The 23,226-nt window shown below is 44.1% G+C and carries 21 protein-coding genes; 14 read left to right on the forward strand and 7 right to left on the reverse strand.

The window, feature by feature from the left end; all coding sequences use genetic code 11:
• Positions 1-7: 7 nt before the first annotated feature.
• A complete protein-coding gene (locus GSF04_RS18430; protein ID WP_211858298.1) occupies positions 8-466 on the forward strand; it encodes a methylglyoxal synthase in 459 nt (152 codons plus the stop codon).
• Between the two features lie 55 nt (positions 467-521).
• Here the strand turns inward: GSF04_RS18430 and yegD are convergent, their stop codons facing one another.
• Positions 522-1,880, reverse strand: coding sequence for a molecular chaperone (gene yegD, locus GSF04_RS18435; RefSeq protein WP_211858300.1), 1,359 nt, complete (start codon positions 1,878-1,880; stop codon positions 522-524).
• A 587-nt stretch (positions 1,881-2,467) separates the two neighbouring features.
• Positions 2,468-3,409 (reverse strand): sensor domain-containing diguanylate cyclase, encoded by a 942-nt coding sequence (locus GSF04_RS18440; RefSeq protein ID WP_226899294.1) that lies wholly within the window; start codon positions 3,407-3,409, stop codon positions 2,468-2,470.
• Positions 3,410-3,696: 287 nt separating this feature from the next.
• Between GSF04_RS18440 and GSF04_RS18445 the strand changes: the two genes are divergently transcribed.
• From GSF04_RS18445 to GSF04_RS18485, 9 genes are all read left to right on the forward strand, one after another.
• On the forward strand, positions 3,697-4,479 hold the full coding sequence (locus GSF04_RS18445; RefSeq protein ID WP_130125896.1) for a sporulation protein: 783 nt from the start codon (positions 3,697-3,699) through the stop codon (positions 4,477-4,479).
• Between the two features lie 269 nt (positions 4,480-4,748).
• A complete protein-coding gene (locus tag GSF04_RS18450; protein WP_211858302.1) occupies positions 4,749-5,687 on the forward strand; it encodes a CHAD domain-containing protein in 939 nt (312 codons plus the stop codon).
• Between the two features lie 23 nt (positions 5,688-5,710).
• Complete coding sequence (locus GSF04_RS18455) at positions 5,711-6,610, forward strand: DUF350 domain-containing protein (RefSeq protein ID WP_039493655.1); 900 nt, start codon at positions 5,711-5,713, stop codon at positions 6,608-6,610.
• 87 nt (positions 6,611-6,697) lie between these two features.
• Positions 6,698-8,350: a polyamine aminopropyltransferase gene (locus tag GSF04_RS18460; RefSeq protein WP_249122504.1), complete on the forward strand. Its 1,653-nt coding sequence runs from the start codon at positions 6,698-6,700 to the stop codon at positions 8,348-8,350.
• 81 nt (positions 8,351-8,431) lie between these two features.
• Positions 8,432-8,845 (forward strand): DUF2170 family protein, encoded by a 414-nt coding sequence (locus GSF04_RS18465; RefSeq protein ID WP_010371994.1) that lies wholly within the window; start codon positions 8,432-8,434, stop codon positions 8,843-8,845.
• Between the two features lie 15 nt (positions 8,846-8,860).
• The gene (locus GSF04_RS18470; RefSeq protein WP_010371996.1) at positions 8,861-9,550 is read left to right on the forward strand and encodes a PspA/IM30 family protein; all 690 of its coding nucleotides are present in this window, start codon (positions 8,861-8,863) and stop codon (positions 9,548-9,550) included.
• A 65-nt stretch (positions 9,551-9,615) separates the two neighbouring features.
• On the forward strand, positions 9,616-10,254 hold the full coding sequence (locus tag GSF04_RS18475; protein WP_211858304.1) for a DUF4178 domain-containing protein: 639 nt from the start codon (positions 9,616-9,618) through the stop codon (positions 10,252-10,254).
• On the forward strand, positions 10,251-10,577 hold the full coding sequence (locus tag GSF04_RS18480) for a hypothetical protein (protein ID WP_130125892.1): 327 nt from the start codon (positions 10,251-10,253) through the stop codon (positions 10,575-10,577). The genes GSF04_RS18475 and GSF04_RS18480 overlap by 4 nt, the downstream gene beginning before the upstream one ends.
• 68 nt (positions 10,578-10,645) lie before the next feature.
• On the forward strand, positions 10,646-10,876 hold the full coding sequence (locus GSF04_RS18485; RefSeq protein ID WP_211858306.1) for a hypothetical protein: 231 nt from the start codon (positions 10,646-10,648) through the stop codon (positions 10,874-10,876).
• 362 nt (positions 10,877-11,238) lie between these two features.
• Here the strand turns inward: GSF04_RS18485 and GSF04_RS18490 are convergent, their stop codons facing one another.
• The 5 genes from GSF04_RS18490 to GSF04_RS18510 all read right to left on the reverse strand — a co-directional run bounded on the left by GSF04_RS18490 (position 11,239) and on the right by GSF04_RS18510 (position 18,158).
• Positions 11,239-11,718: an FKBP-type peptidyl-prolyl cis-trans isomerase gene (locus GSF04_RS18490; RefSeq protein ID WP_211858308.1), complete on the reverse strand. Its 480-nt coding sequence runs from the start codon at positions 11,716-11,718 to the stop codon at positions 11,239-11,241.
• Positions 11,705-14,134, reverse strand: a complete 2,430-nt coding sequence (locus GSF04_RS18495; RefSeq protein WP_211858310.1) for an AAA family ATPase — start codon at positions 14,132-14,134, stop codon at positions 11,705-11,707. Before GSF04_RS18495 ends, GSF04_RS18490 begins: the two co-directional genes overlap by 14 nt.
• Positions 14,135-14,205: 71 nt before the next feature.
• Positions 14,206-14,664: a hypothetical protein gene (locus tag GSF04_RS18500; protein WP_017216346.1), complete on the reverse strand. Its 459-nt coding sequence runs from the start codon at positions 14,662-14,664 to the stop codon at positions 14,206-14,208.
• Between the two features lie 134 nt (positions 14,665-14,798).
• Positions 14,799-16,934, reverse strand: a complete 2,136-nt coding sequence (locus GSF04_RS18505; RefSeq protein WP_211858312.1) for a TonB-dependent receptor — start codon at positions 16,932-16,934, stop codon at positions 14,799-14,801.
• 180 nt (positions 16,935-17,114) lie between these two features.
• Positions 17,115-18,158 (reverse strand): PepSY-associated TM helix domain-containing protein, encoded by a 1,044-nt coding sequence (locus tag GSF04_RS18510; protein WP_249122505.1) that lies wholly within the window; start codon positions 18,156-18,158, stop codon positions 17,115-17,117.
• 281 nt (positions 18,159-18,439) lie between these two features.
• Here GSF04_RS18510 and leuS point away from each other — a divergent pair, with 281 nt between their 5' ends.
• Genes leuS through nadD form a run of 4 tightly spaced genes read left to right on the forward strand, consistent with a single transcriptional unit; the run spans position 18,440 to position 23,199 of the window.
• Complete coding sequence (gene leuS / locus GSF04_RS18515) at positions 18,440-21,028, forward strand: leucine--tRNA ligase (RefSeq protein WP_211858314.1); 2,589 nt, start codon at positions 18,440-18,442, stop codon at positions 21,026-21,028.
• On the forward strand, positions 21,012-21,524 hold the full coding sequence (lptE, locus tag GSF04_RS18520; RefSeq protein ID WP_010606155.1) for an LPS assembly lipoprotein LptE: 513 nt from the start codon (positions 21,012-21,014) through the stop codon (positions 21,522-21,524). Before leuS ends, lptE begins: the two co-directional genes overlap by 17 nt.
• Positions 21,524-22,567: a DNA polymerase III subunit delta gene (holA, locus tag GSF04_RS18525; RefSeq protein ID WP_211858316.1), complete on the forward strand. Its 1,044-nt coding sequence runs from the start codon at positions 21,524-21,526 to the stop codon at positions 22,565-22,567. Before lptE ends, holA begins: the two co-directional genes overlap by 1 nt.
• Positions 22,564-23,199, forward strand: coding sequence for a nicotinate-nucleotide adenylyltransferase (nadD, locus tag GSF04_RS18530; protein ID WP_211858318.1), 636 nt, complete (start codon positions 22,564-22,566; stop codon positions 23,197-23,199). The genes holA and nadD overlap by 4 nt, the downstream gene beginning before the upstream one ends.
• The last annotated feature ends 27 nt before the right edge of the window (positions 23,200-23,226 follow it).

Consider the following 23,226-nt stretch of genomic DNA (forward strand, 5'->3'; position numbering starts at 1 on the left):
AGTACACATGCAAAAACGCTCACAGCCACTGCCAGCTAAAAAGCACATTGCTTTGGTTGCACACGATGGCATGAAACCAGTCCTACTTGAGTGGTGTCAGACCCACTTAGATAGCCTAAAACAGCACAAGCTTTACGCTACAGGCACAACGGGTAACCTAATAGAAAAGAATACGGGTTTAGAAGTAACAAAGCTATTTAGTGGCCCAATGGGTGGCGACCAGCAAATTGGTGCCAAGATTGCGGAGCAGGATGTTCATGTCTTGATTTTCTTTTGGGATCCGCTTGCGTCACAGCCTCACGATCCGGATGTAAAAGCACTGTTGAGACTCGCTGCTGTCTGGAATATTCCCGTTGCCTGTAATGAAGCAACGGCAGATTTACTGATGGCGTGCGATAAAATGAGCCAGCCAATCGCAAGACATTTACCTGATTATGAGCAGTACCTTGCTAGTCGCTTAGATTGATAAAATAGATGAGTATGGAAGCGGTTTGTGACCGCTTCTCTGATTTTGACTTCGATTACTTAAATATTTTATCAGCCCACTTAGTCAAGCCTGCAGTAACACTACCAAAGTTATCCCCGTTCACCATTTCAATATCACCAATTTGCTGTGCAAGCGTTGCCTTGAGTAACGGTGATTGCGCGCTACCGCCAGTCAGATAAATTACATCGGGCTTTGACCCCGCTTGATGAATGGCTTCTTTTGCAAGCATGCCCATCTGCTCTAAGTTCGACATGATGGACTCGGCAAAATCTTGCTGCGTAAACTCAGAGGTTAACTGTGGCTCAATAAAACCAAGATTGGCATTAAACTTTGCTTGCTCAGAGAGTGCTATCTTACCAAGCTCACCTTCACGAACCACTTGATGGGTAAGTTTGTTCTGTTGAATATGAAGTAAACGCGCCAGCTTTTGCGGCTCGGCGACATCTCGCAACATGCTTTGTAATTCTCGCGCTAATTTATCACTGTAGAAGTCTAGTTGAGACTGAATATCATTGATTTTACATGCCTGCCAATACAGTTGACTAGGCATCGGCAAACCTGAACTCATGTTAGAACCTAGACCACACAACGGCATTAATTGGTGATAAGCAAGTGCAATATCTAAATCGTTACCACCGATACGTTTACCCGTATGCGCTAAAAAGTCTTGCTGGCGCCGTGTGTTATTGCGATAGCTCGGCCCCATTCTGACAAACGAACAATCGCTAGTACCACCGCCAATATCAACCACCAGCACAAGTTTATCTTGCTGAAGACAGCTTTCGTACTCAATCCCCGCTGCGAGCGGTTCGAAGAGAAAATCCACTTCCTTAAACCCTGCTCTTTTTGCAGCGGTAGTAAGAATATTAACCGCTTGTTGATTACTTTCCTCTCCGCCAACGGACTGAAAATTAACAGGTCGACCAATCACCGTGTCGGTAATGGACTGTTGCAGCTGCGACTCGGCACGGCGCTTAATCTCCACCATCATCGCCGCAGCAATATCTTCAAAGAAGGCGATTTGTTGAGGTTTAAGCCCAACCGCCCCAAAGAAGGACTTGGGTGATTTAACAAAAAAACCTTCTTCGGGAAATTCAACATACTCAGAAATTGCCGCTTGACCAAAAAAAACGCCTGTTTCATGTGTTTCTAAATCGAGATCGCGCTTAGCTTGCTGCGCCACCGTTAGCAGCCCTTGGCGAGACTGTGTGTAGACAGGATCTGGTTCATTGAGATGACGATTAACAAATGCAGGAATTAACGCATTGTGCATCGCATACATAGTTGAAGGCAGGTAATATTTATCTTGCTCGAGACGCAGTAAGTCCACTTCACCATTTTGCATGACACCCATCGCACAATTAGAACTTCCGTAATCAAACCCGACTTTCATTCTCTACCTCAAACTGCTGAAAAGTCGCGAAGTGTATCATGGTTGTCGTTATTGTCAGATGAATTTATCTCGGTTCCCACATCCTTTATAGGCTTGTCGTGGAATGAAACCATTTTGCATAACACACTCGGCATAGCACAATGAGAGCTTCCGTAATCAAACCCGACTTTCATTCTCTACCTCAAACTGCTGAAAAGTCGCGAAGTGTATTATGGTTGTCGTTATTGTCAGATGAATTTATCTCGGTTCCCACATCCTTTATAGGCTTGTCGTGGAATGAAACCATTTTGCATAACACACTAGACATAGCACAATGAGAACTTAGGTAATAAAACCCGACTTTCATTATCCACCTCAAACTGCTGAAAAGTCGCGAAGTGTATTATGGTTGTTGTTATTGCCAGATAAATTTATCTCGGTTCCCACATCCTTTATAGGCTTGTCGTGGAATGAAACCATTTTGCATAACACACTAGACATAGCACAATGAGAACTTAGGTAATAAAACCCGACTTTCATTATCCACCTCAAACTGCTGAAAAGTCGCGAAGTGTATTATGGTTGTTGTTATTGCCAGATAAATTTATCTAGGTTCCCACATCCTTAATTGGTTTGTTGTAGAAAGCATAGCGCACACTGTCAGATTGCTTGGCTTGATACATAGCGGAATCAGCCTGTTGGATCCCAGTCTCGATATCGAGGTTATTAAATAGACTGACGCCGATACTAATCCGACAACTTAGCTTATTGCCTTCAAAGAGATATGGTTTATCTACCTTGTTGATTATTTGCTGGCAGATCCCAACCACATGAGATTCGGCTTGAGGCTGTTGTGGAGATAAATGAGTGATTAAAATCACAAACTCATCACCTCCCCAACGGATCACCACATCATCTTGGCGTACGCTAGCACACAAACGCTGGGCAACCGCCTTAAGTAGCTGGTCCCCCACATGGTGGCCATGCAAGTCATTTACTTTTTTAAAATCGTCAAGGTCCAAAAACAAGATTGCGCTGTAACTACCAAGCTGTTGACCTACACGGAGTTGCTCCGTCAATCCATGCTGGAGAACATGACGATTCGGTAATTCGGTTAACTGGTCATGATACGCCAACTTTTCGGCTTCTAGATACTCCAACTTACGATCATTGATATCCCGAGATAACACGATAAAACGTGTTTCAGCATGATGATCGCTTGCAGTCATAACCTTACGGGCAATAGAGACCTCAAACCAACGCTCACCAACCGGTGTAGACAAGTGAATATGGCTACCATGTGAATAGCCGTTAACTTTTGCTTCCTGTAATGCCTGCATCACTATTTTAGCGGCTTGCTCTGGCATCACTTCAGTCACCGTATGGCCAATCAATTGTTCTGCAGGCGCGACTAACAACTCAGGGCGAAGTATTCTGGCGTCCCAGTGCCGCCCCTCTTCATCCAGTTCAAACATCAAATCCGGCATCGCACTTAATGTCGACGCCAATTCCTCATAGCTCGGTTGCGCCAAAGCTTGAGTGCGGGCCATACGTCGGTCCTTAACCATGAGGCGTTGCAACATCCTGTTCCATAATTCTATAAACTTGAACTTTGCAATTTGAAACATGCCAACGAACACTGCTCATCTACGGCTATCGTTATAAAAATAATATACCAATTTTATGAATAATGACTAATTACCGACTGCATCATAAAAAATATTTTCAAGCCATTGGCTTCGAAGGAGAAAAGCAATTGACGAATTGATAATAATTCCTATAATCGACACGGCAGCGCTTTCCATGATGGAAGGTCACAAGATATATAAGGATGACTATGTCTTTTTTCAAAAAAGCCCTTGGCGCAGTCGGTATCGGTGCAGCAAAAGTAGATACCATCTTAGAAACCCATCACGCCTCCCCTGGCGAAGAAATTTCTGGAACGGTTAAAATCATCGGTGGCAAAGTTGCTCAAGAGATCAACAAAATAGATCTTAACGTAATGTGCAACTACACAGTTGAAAGAGAAGACAGTGAAGGTGAAACAACGACCATCACTAAAAACCACACCCTTGCTAAATTTCAAATCAACGAACGATTTACTATCGAACCCGGTGATGAAAAGCACATTCCATTCGCGCTTGACCTCGCTGAAGAAACCCCGCTTACTGTAGGACAATCCAAAACTTGGATTGCTACCAACCTTGATATTGATATGGCGCTCGACAAGTCAGATAGAGACTATTTACATATCGTACCTACCGAGCTACAACAAGCCGCCATCGATGCGATGGAAGCGCTTGGCTTTAAACTTTATGAATCAGACTGTGAAGGTATTGATGAAGTATCATTCTCACGCCTGCCATTCGTACAAGAGCTAGAGTTTAAAACGATCACAGGTGACTTCCATGGTCGCTTTGATGAGGTAGAAGTGGTTTTCTTTAATCGTGGAGAGCAACTCGAAATCATCTTTGAGATTGATCGCAAAGCGCGAGGCTTTAAAGGTTTCTTTGCGGAGGCGCTAGACCTTGATGAGTCAAAAGCCAGATTGTTGATAGATGAAGCAGATTTAGAAGACCTAGAAGATGCTATCTATGACATTCTAGAGGCGAATTGCTAGGAAACTGCAATCGTTTTACGCTTTAGTGATTGTTGCATTCATACGAATGCAACTTTTATATGAACAAACTCTATTATTATCCCAGTCCACCTAACGCTATGGTTTATGTTAATACAAATGTTAGGGTGTATAGGTAATAACTTTCTAGACTGATTTATTGTTACAATTTAAGCCCCTTTAACATGCCGATCACGGCACGTTTGAGTTGACTTAAACTCAATAAAACAGCACATTAAAACGAATGGTCAAGGTAGATTAGGTGACAATGAATGTCCAACTTTAAAATTTGGAAACTGGTTAGCCTACTGTGTGTTTTGAGCCTAATGCTGGGCTGCGAATCGAAAGAAGAACGTATCCAGCAAACCATTACACATACACTTCAAGAAGCTTCAACAGCGATAAATACGCTGGGATCCGCCCTTGATAAAAAGCAGGTGAGAAATGCCAACCTTTTGACTGAGTATGGCAAAGTACTTGGTCAGCAAAAACCTCAGCTCAGTGAAATTGCGCAAATTATTTCCCAAGACGCAACAAGCAGTGGAACCTTATATCAGAGTTTATTGACTCGTTATCAGTCCCTCAAGTCCCCCGCTCCAAGTATGAACAACGATGATATTATCAACCAAGCGCTCTTGTTAAAAGAAGCCGCTTCAATCAGTTTGTTCAATGATGCGCTGACAGATCCAATCAATGTTTTAGCCGATATGTCAGATGGAAAGCTAGCGCGAGTTGGCGCAATCAGTCAGCAAGCGGAACAAACGGCAAACGGTCAGACCGGTGTCGGCAATCAGCTTGTTGGTAATGCCAACTATGGCGAATGGCAGACCAACTCAAACGGCACTAGCTTTTGGATGTGGTACGGCATGTATCGCATGCTTGGCGATATTGTTGGTGATGTTGAATATGGTCGCTGGAGTAAACACCGTAAATACAGTTACTACAGTGACTATGGTCGTCATAGATACACCAGTTATAAAAGCTACAAACGCCAAACTGAACTCGCCAAGCGTACTCAACAATCGTATCAACGCCAAGGCAAACAGTTTACCAGTCCCTATGCCAAGAAAAAGTCTGGCGCATCAGGGTTAAGTCGAAGTAGCAATACCCCATCAGCAGTAACTCGAAGCAGCTACTCTCGAACCTCAAGCTACGGCTCAGTTCGCAATAGCTCAAGTAGAACCTCCCGTGGCGTAAGCCGGGGCAAATAGCGCATATATAGCGGAGTTAACACATGTACCAATTTAACGGATTAACAGCTTGGACTTTTCAAGCATTGCTAATAGATATGGCGGTGATCGTCGCGTTGTTTGTTAGCTTAAAATACATCAAAGGTTGGGTATCTAACCTTCACGCAAACGATGAAATCACAGAAAAAGACAACTTTGCATTTGGCCTCAGTTTTGCTGGTGGTTTAGCAGGTTTGGCCATCGTAATTTCAGGTATTTCAAGTGGTGCTTTTGCCAGTTCTTTGGCTCAAGAAGCGCTACAAATGGCGGGCTATGGTATCGTTGGTATCATTCTTATCAAACTCGGCCACTTTTTCCAAGACAAAGTCGCGCTACGCAAGGTGAACCTTCATGACGAAATCGTTAAAGGTAATGTCACCTCAGCACTGATTGATTTTGGCCATGTGGTGAGCGTTGCTATTGTGATCCGCTCAGCTTTGCTTTGGGTACTCACAGAGGGCTGGTACGGTTTACCGATTGTGGTTGCTGCCTTCATTATTGGTAATATTTGTATGTTGCTTGTGAGCCAATACCGAGTACAACTATTTAAGCGCACTAACAAAAGTGGCGACTGTTTACAGCAAGCAATCAAAGATAACAATATCGCTGTCGGGATCCGCTACGCGGGCTTTTTAATCGGCTCAGCACTAGCACTGACTGCAGCGTCCGGTTTAGCGCCGTATGTAGCGGACAACATTAACTCAAGCCTACTGTACTGGAGTATTGCGGCACTGGGTAGCATTGTGCTTTTCATCGTCTTACATCTCGTCATGATAAAAATTATTCTTGCGGGTAAAGATATTTCCGATGAAGTGAACAGACAAAAGAATGTTGGTGTTGCTGCAATCTCAGCCGCGCTTTCTTTTGCGATTGGTACGACTATGGCTAGTTTGTTAGGTGCATAACCCTTGAGCGCATCTGCACCACAAACTTCAGCAAGAGTGACCGGCAACTGGTCGTTGTTCGGTCACGACACCTTACTTATTGGCGTCATGGCTATTTTGGCCGGTTGCGGCCTAATCTACGAATATTTACTCTCTCATTATGCTGGTCGCGTTTTAGGCTCTGTAGAAAGCGCGATTTATGCCATGATTGGCACTATGATCGTGGCCATGGGCATTGGCGCATTTTTAGCACGCTGGTTCAAAGATCCTTTTACCGCGTTTGCATGGCTTGAAAGCCTAATCGCGCTACTCGGCATGAGCAGTATTTTGGTGATCGCCAGTGTTATTGCACTTACCTATACCCTGCCCCATACACTTTCTAGCCTTTACAGCCTGCCTCCCGATAGTGTCTTAGATGGCATGCCATTTGCGCAATTACAAGCATTTGCCCGATTTTTACCTTATGTTTTCGGCCTCATTCTAGGCATTTTAATTGGCATGGAAATTCCGCTGATCGCTAGGATCCGTCAACAAGTGTATGGCCGCTTCCTTGAAAATAACGCAGGTACCATTTACGGTGCAGATTATATCGGTGCTGGTGTTGGTGCTGCCATTTGGGTCACGATTATGCTTGCGCTGCCAATAATGCAAGCAGCCGCGTGGACTGCGCTATTTAATATCATTGCAGGACTTATCTTCCTATGGCGTTACCATGCTCATGTCCGCTTCGCTAAGCTGCTGTTTGCTTGCCACTTTGTTCTACTTGGTATCTTTTTTGTCATCCTGAGCCATGGCTCTCTTTGGATGAAAGACCTCAGCAATGTGCTATACAAAGACAAGGTGATCTATTCAGAGTCAACGAAGTATCAACATGTTGTCATCACTGAGCGATTGAGCCGCGCACAACCGATGCCAATTAACGATTTATTCTTAAATGGTCGATTACAGTTTTCATCTGTGGATGAACAGATCTATCACACTATGCTCGTTTATCCTGCGATGCTGGCATCCAACCGTCGTAAAAAGGTATTAATCATTGGCGGCGGAGATGGTCTAGCACTTCGAGATGTACTGGAGTGGCCTGTCGAAAATGCAACCTTAATTGATTTGGATGGACAACTACTTTCATTATTTGGACTACAAGGGCAGCCTTACCCTGCTAGACCACATATCACCAGTCAATTAACTCATTTAAATGGCGACGCCTTAAATGACCCAAGAGCAACGGTTATCGTTGCAGATGCATTTTTAGAAGTAGAAAAAATGCTTGACCAAGGTAGGCAATTTGACACTATCATTATCGACTTACCCGACCCTAATCACCCTGATTTGAATAAGCTATATAGCGACTACTTTTATAATCATGTGCGTCAATTACTGGCACCCGATGGTGCACTCGCTATTCAGTCAACGTCTCCCTATCACGCCAAAAAAGCGTTTATTAGTATAGCCAAAACGGTAAAACATGCCGGGTTTACGCATGTTGAGCAATACCAACAGAATATTCCCTCATTTGGCCAGTGGGGATGGACAATCGCAACGAGAACAGGACAACCAGCAAGTGCTAGGATCCGGGCAGTCGAGTCTTTACCAGTCCCAAGTAACTGGATAAACAAAGAGTATTTACTCGCGACTTTCGCCTTCCCAAATCGCTTTTTTGATGGAGCAAAAGATATTGAAGTCAACCAGTTAGGAACAGGGAGACTATACGATTATTATCGCCAAGCATGGCAAACAGAAGATGAGTTGTATAAAAATTAGCGCACGGCCATTGACATATTATGTCTTACGTGCAACTCTTAACTCAGACATAATATGTCAAAACAAAAAAGGTAAATGAAGATGGAATTAAATGAACTATCAATCAAATTAGCATCATTTGAAACAGAAGGTGCTAACTTCGAATCTTTCTTAATCGCCAATGAAGGCGAGCAAGATGTATTGCAAGTGATTGTTGACGGAAATGACGAATTACCAATTTTTGTGACTCAGACTGAAGAACAACTTGTATGCATTAGTTACCTATTTAAAGAGAATGAGGTAAAGCCTGAGTTGCTAAACGAGTTAAATGAAGCACTATTAAAACTGAATGTGCCGATCCCGCTGAGTGCGTTTGCTAAAATTGATGAGCAGTATGCGATATTTGGTGCTCTAGCCGTTTCCTCCTCAATTGATGAGATCACGCACGAACTGGTCACCCTAGCGGACAATGCAATCGAAGCATTAGATGCAGTGACTGTGTATTTGAATGAATAATATTGGAGTTGTGAAATGAGTATTTTAAAGAAATTATTTACTGCTGTTCGTGGTGGCGCTAGAGAAGTTGGAGAGTCAATTGTTGATGCAAATGGCATTCGTATTTTTGAGCAAGAAATTGCTGACGCACAAAACGCATTAGCTAAAGCCAAAAAGAGCTTAACAGAAGTAATGGCGAAAGAGATGCAGACAAAACGCAAATTAGCTGCACTTGACGAAAGCATTATCGAGCATGAAAACTATGCTGGACAAGCGCTCGAAAAAGGTAACGAAGCTTTAGCGGTAGAAATCGCAGAGAAAATCGGTGAATTTGAAGTTGAGCGCGCAGAGCATCAGCAAGTGCTAGACGGCTTTAGTAAACATGTGATCCTGTTAAAACAGCAGATCAAAGAAGCTGAAAAAACGATTAAAGAAAACCAACGCCAGCTGACAATGGTAAAAACCACAGACAGCGTTCAAAAAGCAACCATGGCAGTAAACAGTACGCTAAATACCAATGCGTCATCTATGGTAAATGCACGTCAGTCGCTTGAGCGTATCAAGCAACGCCAGCAAGATAGGCAAGATCAACTGGCTGCGGCAAAAGAGCTTGAAGCTGCTGCAACGGGTGCAGATCTAAAAGCCAAAATGGCAGAAGCGGGAATTGGCTCTACGCAAAAGAGTAATGATATTCTTGAACGTATTAGAGCTAAACAAAGCAACTAATATTTGCTGATTAGAAAAAGGAGGCCTCGCCTCCTTTTTACCCTTTTTGATTATGTAGGTGCATTATGTTTGGCTTTTTTAAATCAAAAAAAACTCCTGAGCGACAACTTACTCATGCAAAAGATCTGAAAGTTGGGGACATGCTCACCATCATCGATTCATTCGCTTACCCTAGCTGGCTCAAGGGACAAACCCTAAACGTGGTTGGCGTACAAACTTACCAATTTGAACGCAGCGCTGCATATGAATTTGTTCTCGAAAGTGATTCAGGTAACATTACTTTTTTGCAAATTGAACAAAGTGACGGTGAGGAATACGCGAATTTCTCTATCAAAATCCAAAGAGAAGACGTCGACGCTATTTTTACGCTTGATGAATTTGCGCGTATTTTCGATGAAGAAGCACTGACCCACATCGACACCCACGCTACTCCAGAGATTTTCGAGCGATTTTTAGGTAAAAGCTATCAACAAAGTGAAGCGCCCTACGTTTGCTATTTTTACGATAGCGATTATCGCGGCCGCGCTTTGCCACGCTATCAAGATGAAAGTGGCGAAGTATGTGAAGTTATCGAGTTACTTAGTCCTGACGAAAAGTTCGCTATCAATATCGAGATCTGGGATGGAGGAGAAACCGACGTGTCACTAACCATGTGTCGCCCACTGAGCGATATTGTCGACCTATTTCCTGGAGCGAACTCGTGACCACAAGAGAAGACAAGTGGAAACGTCAAGAAGTGGCATTGAGGGCCACACAAATGGCCTTCGATTTAACCACGGAAGTACAAAAAAGTATTAAAAAACAGGCAATAGACGAAGAGCTAACGCCATCCGATATGATCAGAAAGATCCTTGATTTAGAAGTTAAATCGAAGAAAACTCGGCAACGCTTATCCTTCAATCTAACCGATGAAGAAATCGCACTACTGGCGGAACGTTTTGGCGTTGACCCCCACGACAAACGGGCCGTAAAGCAACAGGTCGCCAATATGCTACTCAGTCGCTACTCAGATAAAAGAAACAAGTAAGCAGTAATACCAATCCATTAATTCTCCAACTATTTTAAATAGTTAAAGCTACAACCTAAGAGGGAACGATGACAGAGGAAGAGATTAAGAAAAGTATTGATAAACATAGTGTGAAACCACTTATTTTCGTAGTCATCATGATGTTACTAATAGCATTATTGAATAACTATTTATTGGAAGATGACCCACTAACTCCAAACCTACTCATTTTCGGAGCATTAGCTGCTGGCATACACATCTTCAAAAATGTTCTCTGTGACGTCCTTGTCACAAAATCAGCACAGGATGGTTCTAAATAACCTGAGCTGCGGATAATTAATGCCTTTCTAGCAGCTAGTTTTAGCGCTAACTGCGTTGAATTCACTTCCAATAGCCAGCTATTGGTGCGTAAATTCGCCTTGCCTACAGGATGTAGGTACCTTAGCGAGAGCAGGACGCGGAAGCGGTGTTTTCCCTAAAACTCTCTGGCTAGACAAGGAAAAAACCAAGTTGTGCTTTAGCAACAATGAGTTGGAACATTCCTTATCCAAACCTCAGGTTAAATAACCTGAGCTTAAATAACATCATTCCTCTCTAGCAGCCCACTTTAACAATTGTAGCGATGGTTAATCACGCTTGGGCAAATAAAGATAGCTGCTAGAGCCTCATCGCTTTGAGAACATCACTCTACCGCGAGCAGCTCAACTTCAAACACTAATAACGAACCCGGTTCGATTTTACCTGCTGCGCGGTCACCATAGCCTAAGTCCGGACCAATCCAAAAGCGGTATTTATCCCCTTCGCTCATCAACTGCACGCCTTCGGTCCAACCTGGGATCACTTGATTAAGTCCAAAGCTGATGGGTTGGTCACGCAGTACCGAACTGTCGAATACGGAGCCATCAAGTAAAGTGCCATGATAATGCACTTTAACTTTGCTCGTTGCATTTGGCTGTTTGCCACCGTCAGTTTGAGTGATTATTTCGTACTGAAGACCTGAGTCAGTTTTATGAACCTCTGTGCGCTTTTCGTTTTCTTTCAAAAAGTCAGCCGCTTGAATTCTATTAAACTGCGCAAGCTGTTTTTGTTTCTGACCACCTCGAAAAAACACCATCGCAATCACCAGCGCAACAATAACGAGGATAATATTAGTTGTCGTCATGGTTTTCTTCTCCTTTGTCATCATCGCCGTTTACTACTTTTGCAATACGCTCAAGCTTCGCCATTGCTACTGCATTGATACTGTTTTCGGGATAGCCTTCGTCACCGAGCTCTCCTGCTGGTCTATCCATTAACAAGCTAAGCGCTTCATCTACTGTGGCAACGGCATAGACATGGAATAAGCCTTTTTCAACAGCTGCAATCACTTCATCATCTAACACTAAGTTGACCTTGTTAGATTCAGGGACGATCACCCCTTGCTTACCTGTGAGGCCTCGCATTTTGCAGAGTTTAAAGAAACCTTCGATTTTTTCGTTTACACCACCAATGGCTTGTACTTCACCGTGTTGGTTAATTGAGCCGGTGAGCGCTAATGATTGATCCACGGGGAGTTGCGTCACCGCCGATAGCAGCGCACAAAGTTCTGCAAGTGATGCGCTATCACCGTCAATAAAACCATAATTTTGTTCAATGGCGATATTTGCGCTAAGCGTCAGGCTAAAGTCTTGCGCATACTTGTTACCTAGGTAACCCGTAAGCAGCATCACGCCTTTTGAGTGAATTGACTTACCTAAATCTACCTCACGTTCAACGTCAATCACCCCGTCAGCACCCGCGTATACCGTAGAGGTAATACGCGCAGGCGTACCAAATGCAGTGTCACCAATATGCAGTACGGTCAGGCCGTTTACCTTACCAATTGCGGTGCCTTCAGTTGCAATCAAGGTATGCCCTTCTTGAATATCGCTGAGCATGTTTTCACTTAACTGTCCTGTTCGATATTCTTTTCCAGCTATCGCTTCATCGATGTGATTAGCAGCAATTTGGTTTACGCCATCTTGCTTGGCATAAAAACTGGCTTCTGCTACCAACTCTAAAACATCAGCAAAACGCGCCGAAAGCTTGCTGTGATGCTCCGCTTGGCGATAGCTAAATTTAAGCATACGTGCCAGCGCCGCTGAGCTAAGCTCAATCTTCAAGGTATCATTACAGTATTCCATCACCTTGGTGATAAATTGGTACTGCATTTTGTCCGAGCTTGGTAAATAGTAATCAAAATCGGCCAGCACTCTAAATAGCTCTGCAAACTCTTCATCGTATTCACCAATGGTGTAATACAGGTCTCGCGAACCCAAAAGAATAATTTTGACATCCAACGGAATTAGCTGCGGCTTTAAGGTAAAGCTGCTGCCCACCGAATTGTCTTGATACGGTAGGTCATTTTTAATTTGGTGGGTTTTTAACGACAGTTTAAGGCCATCCCACACCTGCGCGTTAGCCATGACCTTTTCAGCATCCATGATCAGATAGCCGCCATTGGCGCGGTGCAATGCACCGGCTTGAATAGAGCGATAGCTGGTGATCAAATTACCTTGAGAGGTTGCATACTCCACCTTACCAAAAATATTACCAAAGGTCGGATTTGGCTCATACACCACAGGCGCTGGGTCGTCCTCTTTAAACTCAACCAGAATATTGGGCGCAAAAAAGTCCGTGAGCATTCCCTTTGAGTCAAAGTCATCTTTGTTTTCGTCGCTGTTGCTACTATCGTCGTCTAGCCAATCTAATACCGCATCGACAATTTCAACCTTCAGATCTTTAAGATAACGCAGCACGCCAATGTGTGCGGCATACTTATGCTCAAGCGCTTTTAATAGCGGTTTGGTCGCCACTTCGATAGTGGTTTTTTTAAGATTACGCAAGCGCTCAGAAGATTCACGCTTCCACCTGGGCAGCTCAATAAGCGACTCGATTAGGGCATCTTCTAATGTTTCAATTGCGGTTAAAAAGTGTGCCTGAACATGCTCGTCCAGTGCCGAAAACTCCGTATCACTGAGCTGCTTACCATCGACCACAGGAGCAAAGCCAACTGTCCCCGTATCTTCTATCAGTGCAACACTCATATTCATAGCTTGTTGCTCAACAGCGGTGATCGCAGCATCGTATTTTTGTTCGAATTCTTTATCTAGCGATTTTTTCTTGCGTTGATAACCCGGGTTGTCAAAAGCTGCAGGAAAAGTATCTAAGATCTCATCAATAAAGGCGTCAATATCGGCCTCAAGCTGCTTACTTTCACCCGCCTGCATAAATAACGCGATAGGCTCGCGGTGGTCGTCGTAGTTGTTGACGTACAGCCATTCTTTAGGCGTTGGCTTAGTTTTACTATGGGCCTCAAGCTTGTCTTTTACCATGGTAAAACGACCCAGCGCCGCTTCTCCCATGACATACACATTATAACCGGGAAGCTCCATTCCCAAGGCAAAGTCTAGCGCGGTCTGAGCGCGCTGCTGGCCAATAAATGGCAGCGCTTCTGGGTAAGGGTTTTGGATACAATTTTCTATGTGAGTCAACGAAACTGATGGCGCGAGCTGGCTCGCAGGCAGTGCTTTTTCAGACGACAATTTAGATTTGGTCATTCTAACTTCTTTGTATTATTCGCATACGTTAGTCTACTCAGCTTGGTGCTTCCAAGCTGAGCGCCCACACTTTAGGGCGCTAATGCTTTTCTAGTATATTCCCCATGCCCGCACTCGCTGCAAGCTGGGATCTTGATGGCATAATAAACATCTAATTTATAGCCACAATTCTTACACACTAATTGTCCCAAAGCTATCCATTCACCTTCTTTATAAATGCCTTGGTGTTCAAAATCTTTTAAAAGTGCGGACCACTCAAGTTGAGTTCTATCTTCTAATTGGGATATTTCAAATAAGATATTGGCTTTGAGCTCACTCCAAGCCGCTTCATCATAGAAGGATTTGTTTTCGAGAAGATGTTCCAAGTCACGTTTTAGATAGTAACTATAATCATCATAGGTTTGTTTGGTGTAGTCTTTCAGTGCGCTCTGCGCTTCCCAGAATCGCTTAGATAAATCGTCAATTTCATGTTCTTTGACGTCTTTGAGCCAATCGGAAAATTGATCCAGCCATTTTTGATAATCCGCCATTGCTACACTCCTGTTTAGCCAATAGATTAAGTGTAGACCAGATATACCATTCATTGTATTAGGGTTTGCTGAACTTGGTGCTCAGCAAACCCATTTGGCTTCAGATTATGAAGCCAAAAGTCATTGCTATTAGCTTAAAAACGATACTTCACGCCAACGGTTGCTGTTGTACCAAGGCCTTTAATGTTATAGCCACCGTACGTATAGGCTTGTGCGCGAGCTGGGAAGTAGTCTGAGTTAAATAGGTTCTCAATACCAACAAACGCTTGCCAACTTTGGTCGAATTGATATTGACCACTAAAGTTAACCACATTATAGCTGTCAATTGGACCCTGATCTCCAACATAGTTGCCTTTATCGTTCCGCTCGAAACGTTTACGGTCGCCGACATGTAACCAGCTTAATGTCATCGATAACGCATCAACTGGCTGCCAGTTTAGGTTTGCCGTAAGCTTTGGTGGACTAATTTGTCTAGAGCCAAGATAAGTATCGGCTTCAGTATCTTTACCCTCTACATAGCTATATGTGGCAATGAGCTTTAGCGTGTCGTTGATTTTGTAATCGACAAGTGCCTCATAACCCCATATTTTTTGTGGTGCTCGAACAGGCTCATAAACTCCAGTTACTTCATTGAATTTATTCGTTGTACCAAACTCAGACGTACTTCTATATGCCGCAAATTCAAATCGTAACGTCTCAAATTGAGAGTTAAAGCCGATTTCGTAGTTATCAACAATCGATGCTTCTGTTTGAATTTGACCAATGTCTTCTACCGTTGCACTGCGCAGCAGACGGCCAATATCCGAGATATCAGAGCCCTGCGAGTAACTGGCGAATGGGCTAAACTTTTCATTTGCGTTATATTTAATACCCACATTGTACGTTGTGGCGTCATAGTCAATGGTGTCGCCTTTCACGTTAAGTGGCACAGAGCACTGGTCCGCTGAACGGCAAAGTTTTAGTGTTTGGTAATCAGCTACCGCAAGATCAATACTTTCTTGTCTCACTCCCGCTTTTAACACTAGGTCATCGGCAACAATCCACTTGGTCTGTAGGTAACCTGCTATGCTTTCCATGTCCATTTCTGGCACCCAAATACGACCATCAACAAGTGGCTGTGAGGTCACATCATTCAACGCATCAATACCATAAATGAAGGTAGCTTGGACATTGTCAAAATCAACCAAGGTATTAAATGTCGCACGCGCGCCCTTTTTTTCAGAACGGATAATAGATTGACCGCCAGTGTATCCTTCATCAGGGTTTGCTAAGCTTGGAGAGAAGAAGAACACGTTCTCAATGTCTTGCATATACGCATCAAGCGTCATTTGTGTATTAGCAAAAACTTCTATATCGGTGTATTTCAACGTAATGTTTTCATTACCTTCTGGCCCTTGTGGCTTACCTTGTTTCTGCTGAGCTGGTGGCACGTGAATAGCGTAAGATTTTTCACCTAAATTGATGTTGCCAAACACATCACCTAGGTCCGTTTTTTGCTGTGAACTGTAGAAGTTATAGCTAAATTGCAGTTGCTTGTCTTCATCAAAGTCATAGCCAAGCTTAGTAAAGTAGTTTTCTGTCACAGTATCCGACAGACCATACTGTAAACCCAGAATATCGCCTTCAGCATCACGCTGAACACCATTTTCTTCATAACTTGCCGTGACTAAATAACTAAATTGGTCAACGCGGCCATTAATCGCGCCCGCAATTCGAGCACCAGCACTCTCTGCAAGCTTTACTGCGCTAAAGCGGCTAGATAGGCTAATTTCACCTTCTGGTTTGCCATCGCTTTTGGCCTGCTTAGTGATGTAGTTAATGATCCCACCTGAAGCACCATTACCATAAATTGAGGTTGCCCCTTTGATCACTTCTATGCGCGCGATGGCACTTGGATCGAGTGTTTTTACACCCAAAGAACCATTTCGCAGTGGCGTAGACTGAGGTACACCGTCAATCATCACCAGAGGCGCACGTCCACGCAATGATTGCCCTGTATTACTTGAACTACCCGTATCCGGAGCAAGACCAGGAACGATTTGAGATAACAAACTTTGTAGTTCTGGATTTACTTTTAAATGATCTTCAATTTGTTTTTGATTAATTATCGTAATGGAGGCAGGCACTTCATCAATGCTTTCAAACACACGACTGCCCGAGACCACGATATGCTCCATATCTGCTGCTTGAAGATCTTTAACATTGGTATCGTCTGCAATGGCTGCTGCGCTAACAGCCAACGCTACCATACTGAGAGTAGTTTTTAACATGGTTATCCTTGCTGGATTTAGAATAATAATGATGTAAAAAGCGGCAATATAATATTGGCAAACCTCAGTAAAAACAAGGCAAATGTGAATAATTTGCATTACCCTTTACTAAAAAATTATTCTACTCTACGCCACTTTTTGCAATTATATCTACATAACAGTAACTTAGAGTGAAGTTAATTACCTCTTCTTGCGATGACGTTGTAGCCAAAAATACAGGCCGGATATCGTGAGAAAGGTCGGAGCTAAGGCAAGTATTAACCAAACAAATTGCACGATGGGACCAGCAAAATCACCAATATGAAACTTGTACTTAAAGTTCCAAACTTGCGTAGCGATCCCCGCTTGTGACGCATCATATTGCGCTACCACCTCACTGTTATAAGGATTTACCCAAACCCAGCTGTAGGCATGACTTTCGCCTGGGTTTTGAACTCTGTAAGCGATGCTGTCGGACGCTTTGTCAGGCATATAGATACGGAACAGCTGACTGTCTGGGAAGATAGATTTCGCGCGTGTTGTAGCGCTATTTAAATCATAGGGTAAGCCGTGAAAATTAACCGCAATAGTGGGCGGTTTTGGTCTTGCTTCGACCTCGTCAAAGCTCAACCACTCAACCACAGCCTTAGTTTGCGGCTGCCAGTTAAACGCCATACCACTGAAGGCAATGAGCAGTATAGGTAAAAGCAAATATACCCCCAATACGGTGTGTAACTGATAAAGCAGGATCCTTAGCTTAGCTTTTGGTTTTATCACTAGCCGTTTCAAGCGATTTTTAGGCTTTACCCAAAGATAAAAGCCCAACACTAACTCAATAATGAGTACAAGTGCACAAATAGATACCCAGTCTCTAAGCGGCTTTTTGTTGTCAGCATCTTCAAACAACAGCCAACGGTGTAGCGCCATCGTAAAACCGTATAGCGTAGAGTAATACTGGTAGCGATGAAGGATCTTGCCACTGTAGGGGTTAACGCTAACATAATCACCGCTAGACAACTTCAGTTGCCATGCCAAATCCGGTTGCTGCTCAGGCATAAACAGTGAAACTTTTTCAGCGGTTGTAGATTCAACTGAGGTGACTATTTGCTCTACCCCAAGAGGCTCAGACTGTGGCTCAACTCGCCACAACTGAGGCTGAGTAAGATATTGAATATCTTTGGCATATATAAGCAGTGCCCCAGTTAAGCTTAAGCAAATAATAAACGCACCAGATACTAGCGCCATTACTAGGTGAGCACGGCGTAACCACAATTTTATCAAGGGAATTCTCAAACTTCTTTCGATATTTAGCAATAGTAAGTGATAATAACTCTTACTTGCAACAGCACAAAATTTCCCCTTTTACCGCTGCTGGTCTTCGCGTCGTTTATCTCCACTTCGACACCACCTTTAGTCCGTGGCAATCGACTAAAATAATTCCACTTTAGGTGCTGTGATTGCTGGCCAATTTCGGGTATGCTATCGAGCAATTTTCTATTAATTTTGCCAGATGTTTGGAAACCTAGATGCAAGAGCAATATAACCCGCAAGATATCGAAGCCAAAGTACAGTCGTACTGGGAAGAAAACAATACCTTCAAAGTTGTCGAAGACGAAAGTAAAGAGAAGTACTACTGTCTCTCAATGTTCCCATATCCAAGTGGTCGCCTCCACATGGGTCACGTACGTAACTACACCATTGGTGATGTGGTTTCTCGTTTCCAACGCCTACAAGGCAAAAACGTTATGCAACCTATGGGTTGGGATGCGTTTGGTCTTCCAGCTGAAAACGCGGCAATTAAAAATAATACCGCACCGGCGAAATGGACCTACGAAAATATCGACTACATGCGCAACCAGCTTAAATTACTTGGTTTTGGTTACGACTGGGATCGTGAAATCGCGACTTGTCACCCTGAATATTATAAGTGGGAACAGTGGTTCTTCACTAAGCTTTACGAAAAAGGCTTAGTATACAAAAAGATGTCAACGGTAAACTGGGATCCAGTTGACCAAACGGTACTTGCAAATGAGCAAGTTATTGACGGCCGAGGTTGGCGCTCTGGTGCCATTGTCGAGCAAAAAGAAATTCCACAATGGTTTATTAAGATCACCGATTATGCACAAGAGTTACTGGATGACTTAGACAAGCTTGACCACTGGCCTGAGCAAGTTAAAACCATGCAGCGTAACTGGATTGGTCGCTCAGAAGGCGTTGAAATCGACTTTAAACGTGCCGACAACGACGAAAGCTTCACCGTATACACCACCCGTCCTGATACCTTTATGGGCGTGACTTATGTGGCAGTTGCGGCAGGTCACCCAATCGCTCAAGAAGCGGCGAAAAACAGCGATGCGATCTCTCGTTTTGTTGAAGAGTGCAAGAACACCAAAGTTGCCGAAGCGGATATGGCAACAATGGAGAAAAAAGGTATCGCAACTGGCTTTACGGCTATCCACCCACTCACAGGGCAAGAAGTGCCAATTTGGGTAGCTAACTTTGTACTGATGGATTACGGCTCAGGTGCCGTGATGGCAGTACCGGGTCACGACCAACGTGATTATGAGTTTGCAACCGCTTATGGTCTTGAGATCAAACAAGTTATTCAGCCTCTAGCCGGCGCAGAAGTAGAAGCCAATCTGGCCGAAGCAGCGTTTACCGAAAAAGGCACGCTTATCAACTCTGGCGAGTTCGATGGCCTAGACTTTGAAGGCGCATTTAACGCCATCGCGACTAAACTAGAAGCACTTGGCGTGGGTAAACGTAAAGTAAACTTCCGTCTTCGCGATTGGGGTGTGAGCCGCCAGCGTTACTGGGGTTCGCCAATCCCAATGTTGAACAAAGAAGATGGTTCTGAGCTTGCGGCACCTGAAGACATGCTTCCTGTTCGTCTACCTGAAGACGTAGTCATGAATGGGGTAACTTCACCGATTAAAGCAGATCCTGAGTGGGCAAAAGCAACAATAAACGGTGAAGCGGTATTCCACGAAACCGATACATTCGACACCTTTATGGAATCATCTTGGTACTATGCACGTTACTGTAGCCCACGCTACGATGAAGGTATGCTTGAACCAGGTGCTGCAAACTACTGGCTACCAGTAAACCAATATATTGGTGGTATTGAGCACGCTATCTTGCACTTGTTGTACTCGCGCTTCTTCCACAAGTTGCTGCGTGATTTCGGTTTAGTGAATTCTGATGAGCCATTTGAGCGTCTACTATGTCAAGGCATGGTACTTGCGGACACTTACTACCGCAAAGACGAGAAAGGCGGCGACATTTGGATCGCACCAACTGACGTATTAACTGAGACTGACGACAAAGGCCGCATCACTAAAGCGTGGCATAAAGAAGACGGCGAGCCGGTATTCTCTGCAGGCATGAGCAAAATGTCTAAGTCGAAGAACAATGGTATTGACCCGCAAACGGTTATTAAGCAATACGGCGCTGACACAGTTCGCTTATTCATGATGTTTACGGCTCCACCAGAACAAACGCTTGAATGGTCTGACTCAGGCGTTGAAGGTGCGCACCGTTTCCTTCGTCGTATTTGGAAATACGCGGTTGACGTAAAGCAAGCAGGTACTGCCGAGCTTGATTTAAGCAAACTAAATGCAGCGCAAAAGACGCTACGTCGCGACATCCACAAAGCCATTGCAAAGGTGACAGACGATATCGAACGTCGCCAAACGTTCAACACGGCAATTGCGGCGGTGATGGAGCTTTCAAATAAGCTTATCAAAGCGCCACTGAGCGATGAGCAGGACATTGCACTAGCCAACGAAGCACTAGAAGCTATGGTGATCATGCTTGCGCCTATCACACCGCACATGTGTCACGAGCTATGGGCTGAGCTTGGCAAGGCTGGTGATATCTTGGATGCGGCATGGCCTATTGTCGACCAAAGCGCACTAGTTGAAGATGAAAAGCTTATCGTTGTACAAGTCAACGGCAAGCTGCGCTCTAAAATCACCGTGGCGGCAGATGCAACGCAAGAACAAGTTGAAGCGATTGCATTTAGCGAAGAAAACGTCACTAAGTTTACTGACGGCAAGACCATCCGTAAGGTGATCTATGTTCCTGGTAAGCTACTTAATGTGGTTGCAAACTAAGATGCGTAGCCTATTTTGGCACACCAGCAAGCTAGCAGTTTTGCTAGCTTGCTTCTTCGTGGCGAGCTGCGGTTTTCACCTCAAGCAAGCCTCTTACCTTCCTGACGATCTAAAAGAAATCACCTTAAGCGGTGACGACAAGCGCTCAGCCTTGTTTGAACAGCTACAGTCCGATCTTCAGCGCGCTCAGGTATCCCTTACACCAAAAAATACCAAACAGGCTGCTGAGTTGTACTTGTACAATGACTCACTTGAACGTCAAACACTCAGTTTGTTCAAAAATGGTCAGGTTGCTCAGTATGAACTGGCGTATCGCGTGTCGTACCGATTGAGTCGTCCGGGCCAAGAACCCGTTAAACAAATGTTCGAGCTGTATCGTAACTATCAGGACGACCCAGACAATGCGCTAGCAAAGGCAAAAGAGCTTGAGCTGATCCTAACCGAGATGCGCCGTCTTGCAAGCCAACGTATTATTCGAGAGTTGTCGCAACTGTAATGCGCTGTTATGCCAATCAACTCTCCAATTACCTAAGTAAAGGGCTTGCCCCTTTTTATCTGGTCTTTGGTGAAGAACCCTTTCAGCAAGGCGAATGTGCACTTGCCATACGAACCGCAGCCAAGCAGCAAGGTTTTGACGAAGTCATTAAATTTGCTCTACTTCCGGGATTTGACTGGCAAGAGCTCAGTGCGCAGTACAACAGCATGTCTTTGTTCAGTGCACGTACGCTCATCGAGTTCGACTTTAACGAGCAAAAAGTTCCTACCCAAGGTGTTACGGTTTTAAAGTCTTTGGCCGAACAGGTCAATCCAGATGTCGTTGTTATTTTTAAAGGGCTGGGCGCAGGTCAAGACATTCAACGCACCGCTTGGTTCAAAGCATTAGAGCCTAAAGGCCTGTTTGTCCCTTGCTATGCATTAACGGGCCGTCATCTTGAACGCTGGTTTGATGATGAATGTAAGCGGCTGAAGCTGTCTATGTCACCACAAGGCAAGCGTGCCCTGCTCGTCGCCACAGAAGGCAACTTGCTTGCAACGCATCAGGAGCTCGAAAAACTTTCCTTACTATTTGGTAAAAACCCGGTTGATGAACAGCAATTGCTGAGCGGCTTATTAAATCAATCTAAGTTCGATATCTTTGATTTAAATACCGGATTGCTAAGTGGCAACCCTAAACAAATCATCAAAGTATTGAATAAGCTCGCCAGTGATAATGTAGAGCCCGCGAGTATTCTCTGGACCTTGCAAAACCAAGCACGCACCCTGCTAGGTGTTAAAACCTTGTGGCAAACCGGCACTACGCTTGCGGATGCCTATAAAAAGCATAATGTCTGGAAAAATCAGCAAACCATCACGCAGCAAGCGTTAGACAGATTAACGCTAGAGCAGATGAAACAGTTGCTCTGTATGATGGCAGACTTTGATACCGCATATAAAGAAGCAAGACTCACTGCGCCATATCAAGCTCTAGCACACATCGCACTGGCCTTTGCTACACCTATAGCAATGCCGTTACCAATTAGCCAGAGTGAGCATGTATGATTGCTTTGTTTGGTGGTACTTTCGATCCTCCGCATTTGGGCCATTTAAATATGGCGATGCGCTGCGTCGACGAGCTAAGTCTGGCTGAGTTAAAATTTTTACCTTGTGCCATACCGGTTCATAAACAAAAGCCCAGCATCAGTGACGAGCATCGCCTAGCGATGCTTGCTAATTTGTTATCAGGGCAACAAAAACTGGTTATTGATAGACGTGAGCTTGACCGACAAGGACCCTCTTACAGCCTGCTAACACTGCAAGAGCTACGTAACGAATATCAGGACCAACCGATTTTATTTTTAATGGGTATGGACTCGTTTAATAGCCTGCACACTTGGTATCAATGGCAAGAAATCACAAAGTTGTGTCATCTGGTGGTGTATCAACGCCCAAATGAACATTGCTCACCAGATGCTAAAGTCTCGGCTTACTTGGTCAAAGCACGCACAAATAACTTAAATAAGCTCCAAACCAGCAATGCTGGACACTGCTATTTCCTTCACGGTGAGCAAAAAGACATTGCATCGAGTACAATAAGAGCTGCAATTGCACAGCATGACAAAGAATATTTGGAACATTGGCTGCCCGCTTCTGTCATAGATTATATAAATAGCCATGGCTTGTATGCTGATTAACCCCATAAAGCATGTTAAAATCGCCGA

The organism is Pseudoalteromonas sp. A22 (assembly GCF_018141345.1).
GTDB lineage: Bacteria > Pseudomonadota > Gammaproteobacteria > Enterobacterales > Alteromonadaceae > Pseudoalteromonas > Pseudoalteromonas maricaloris.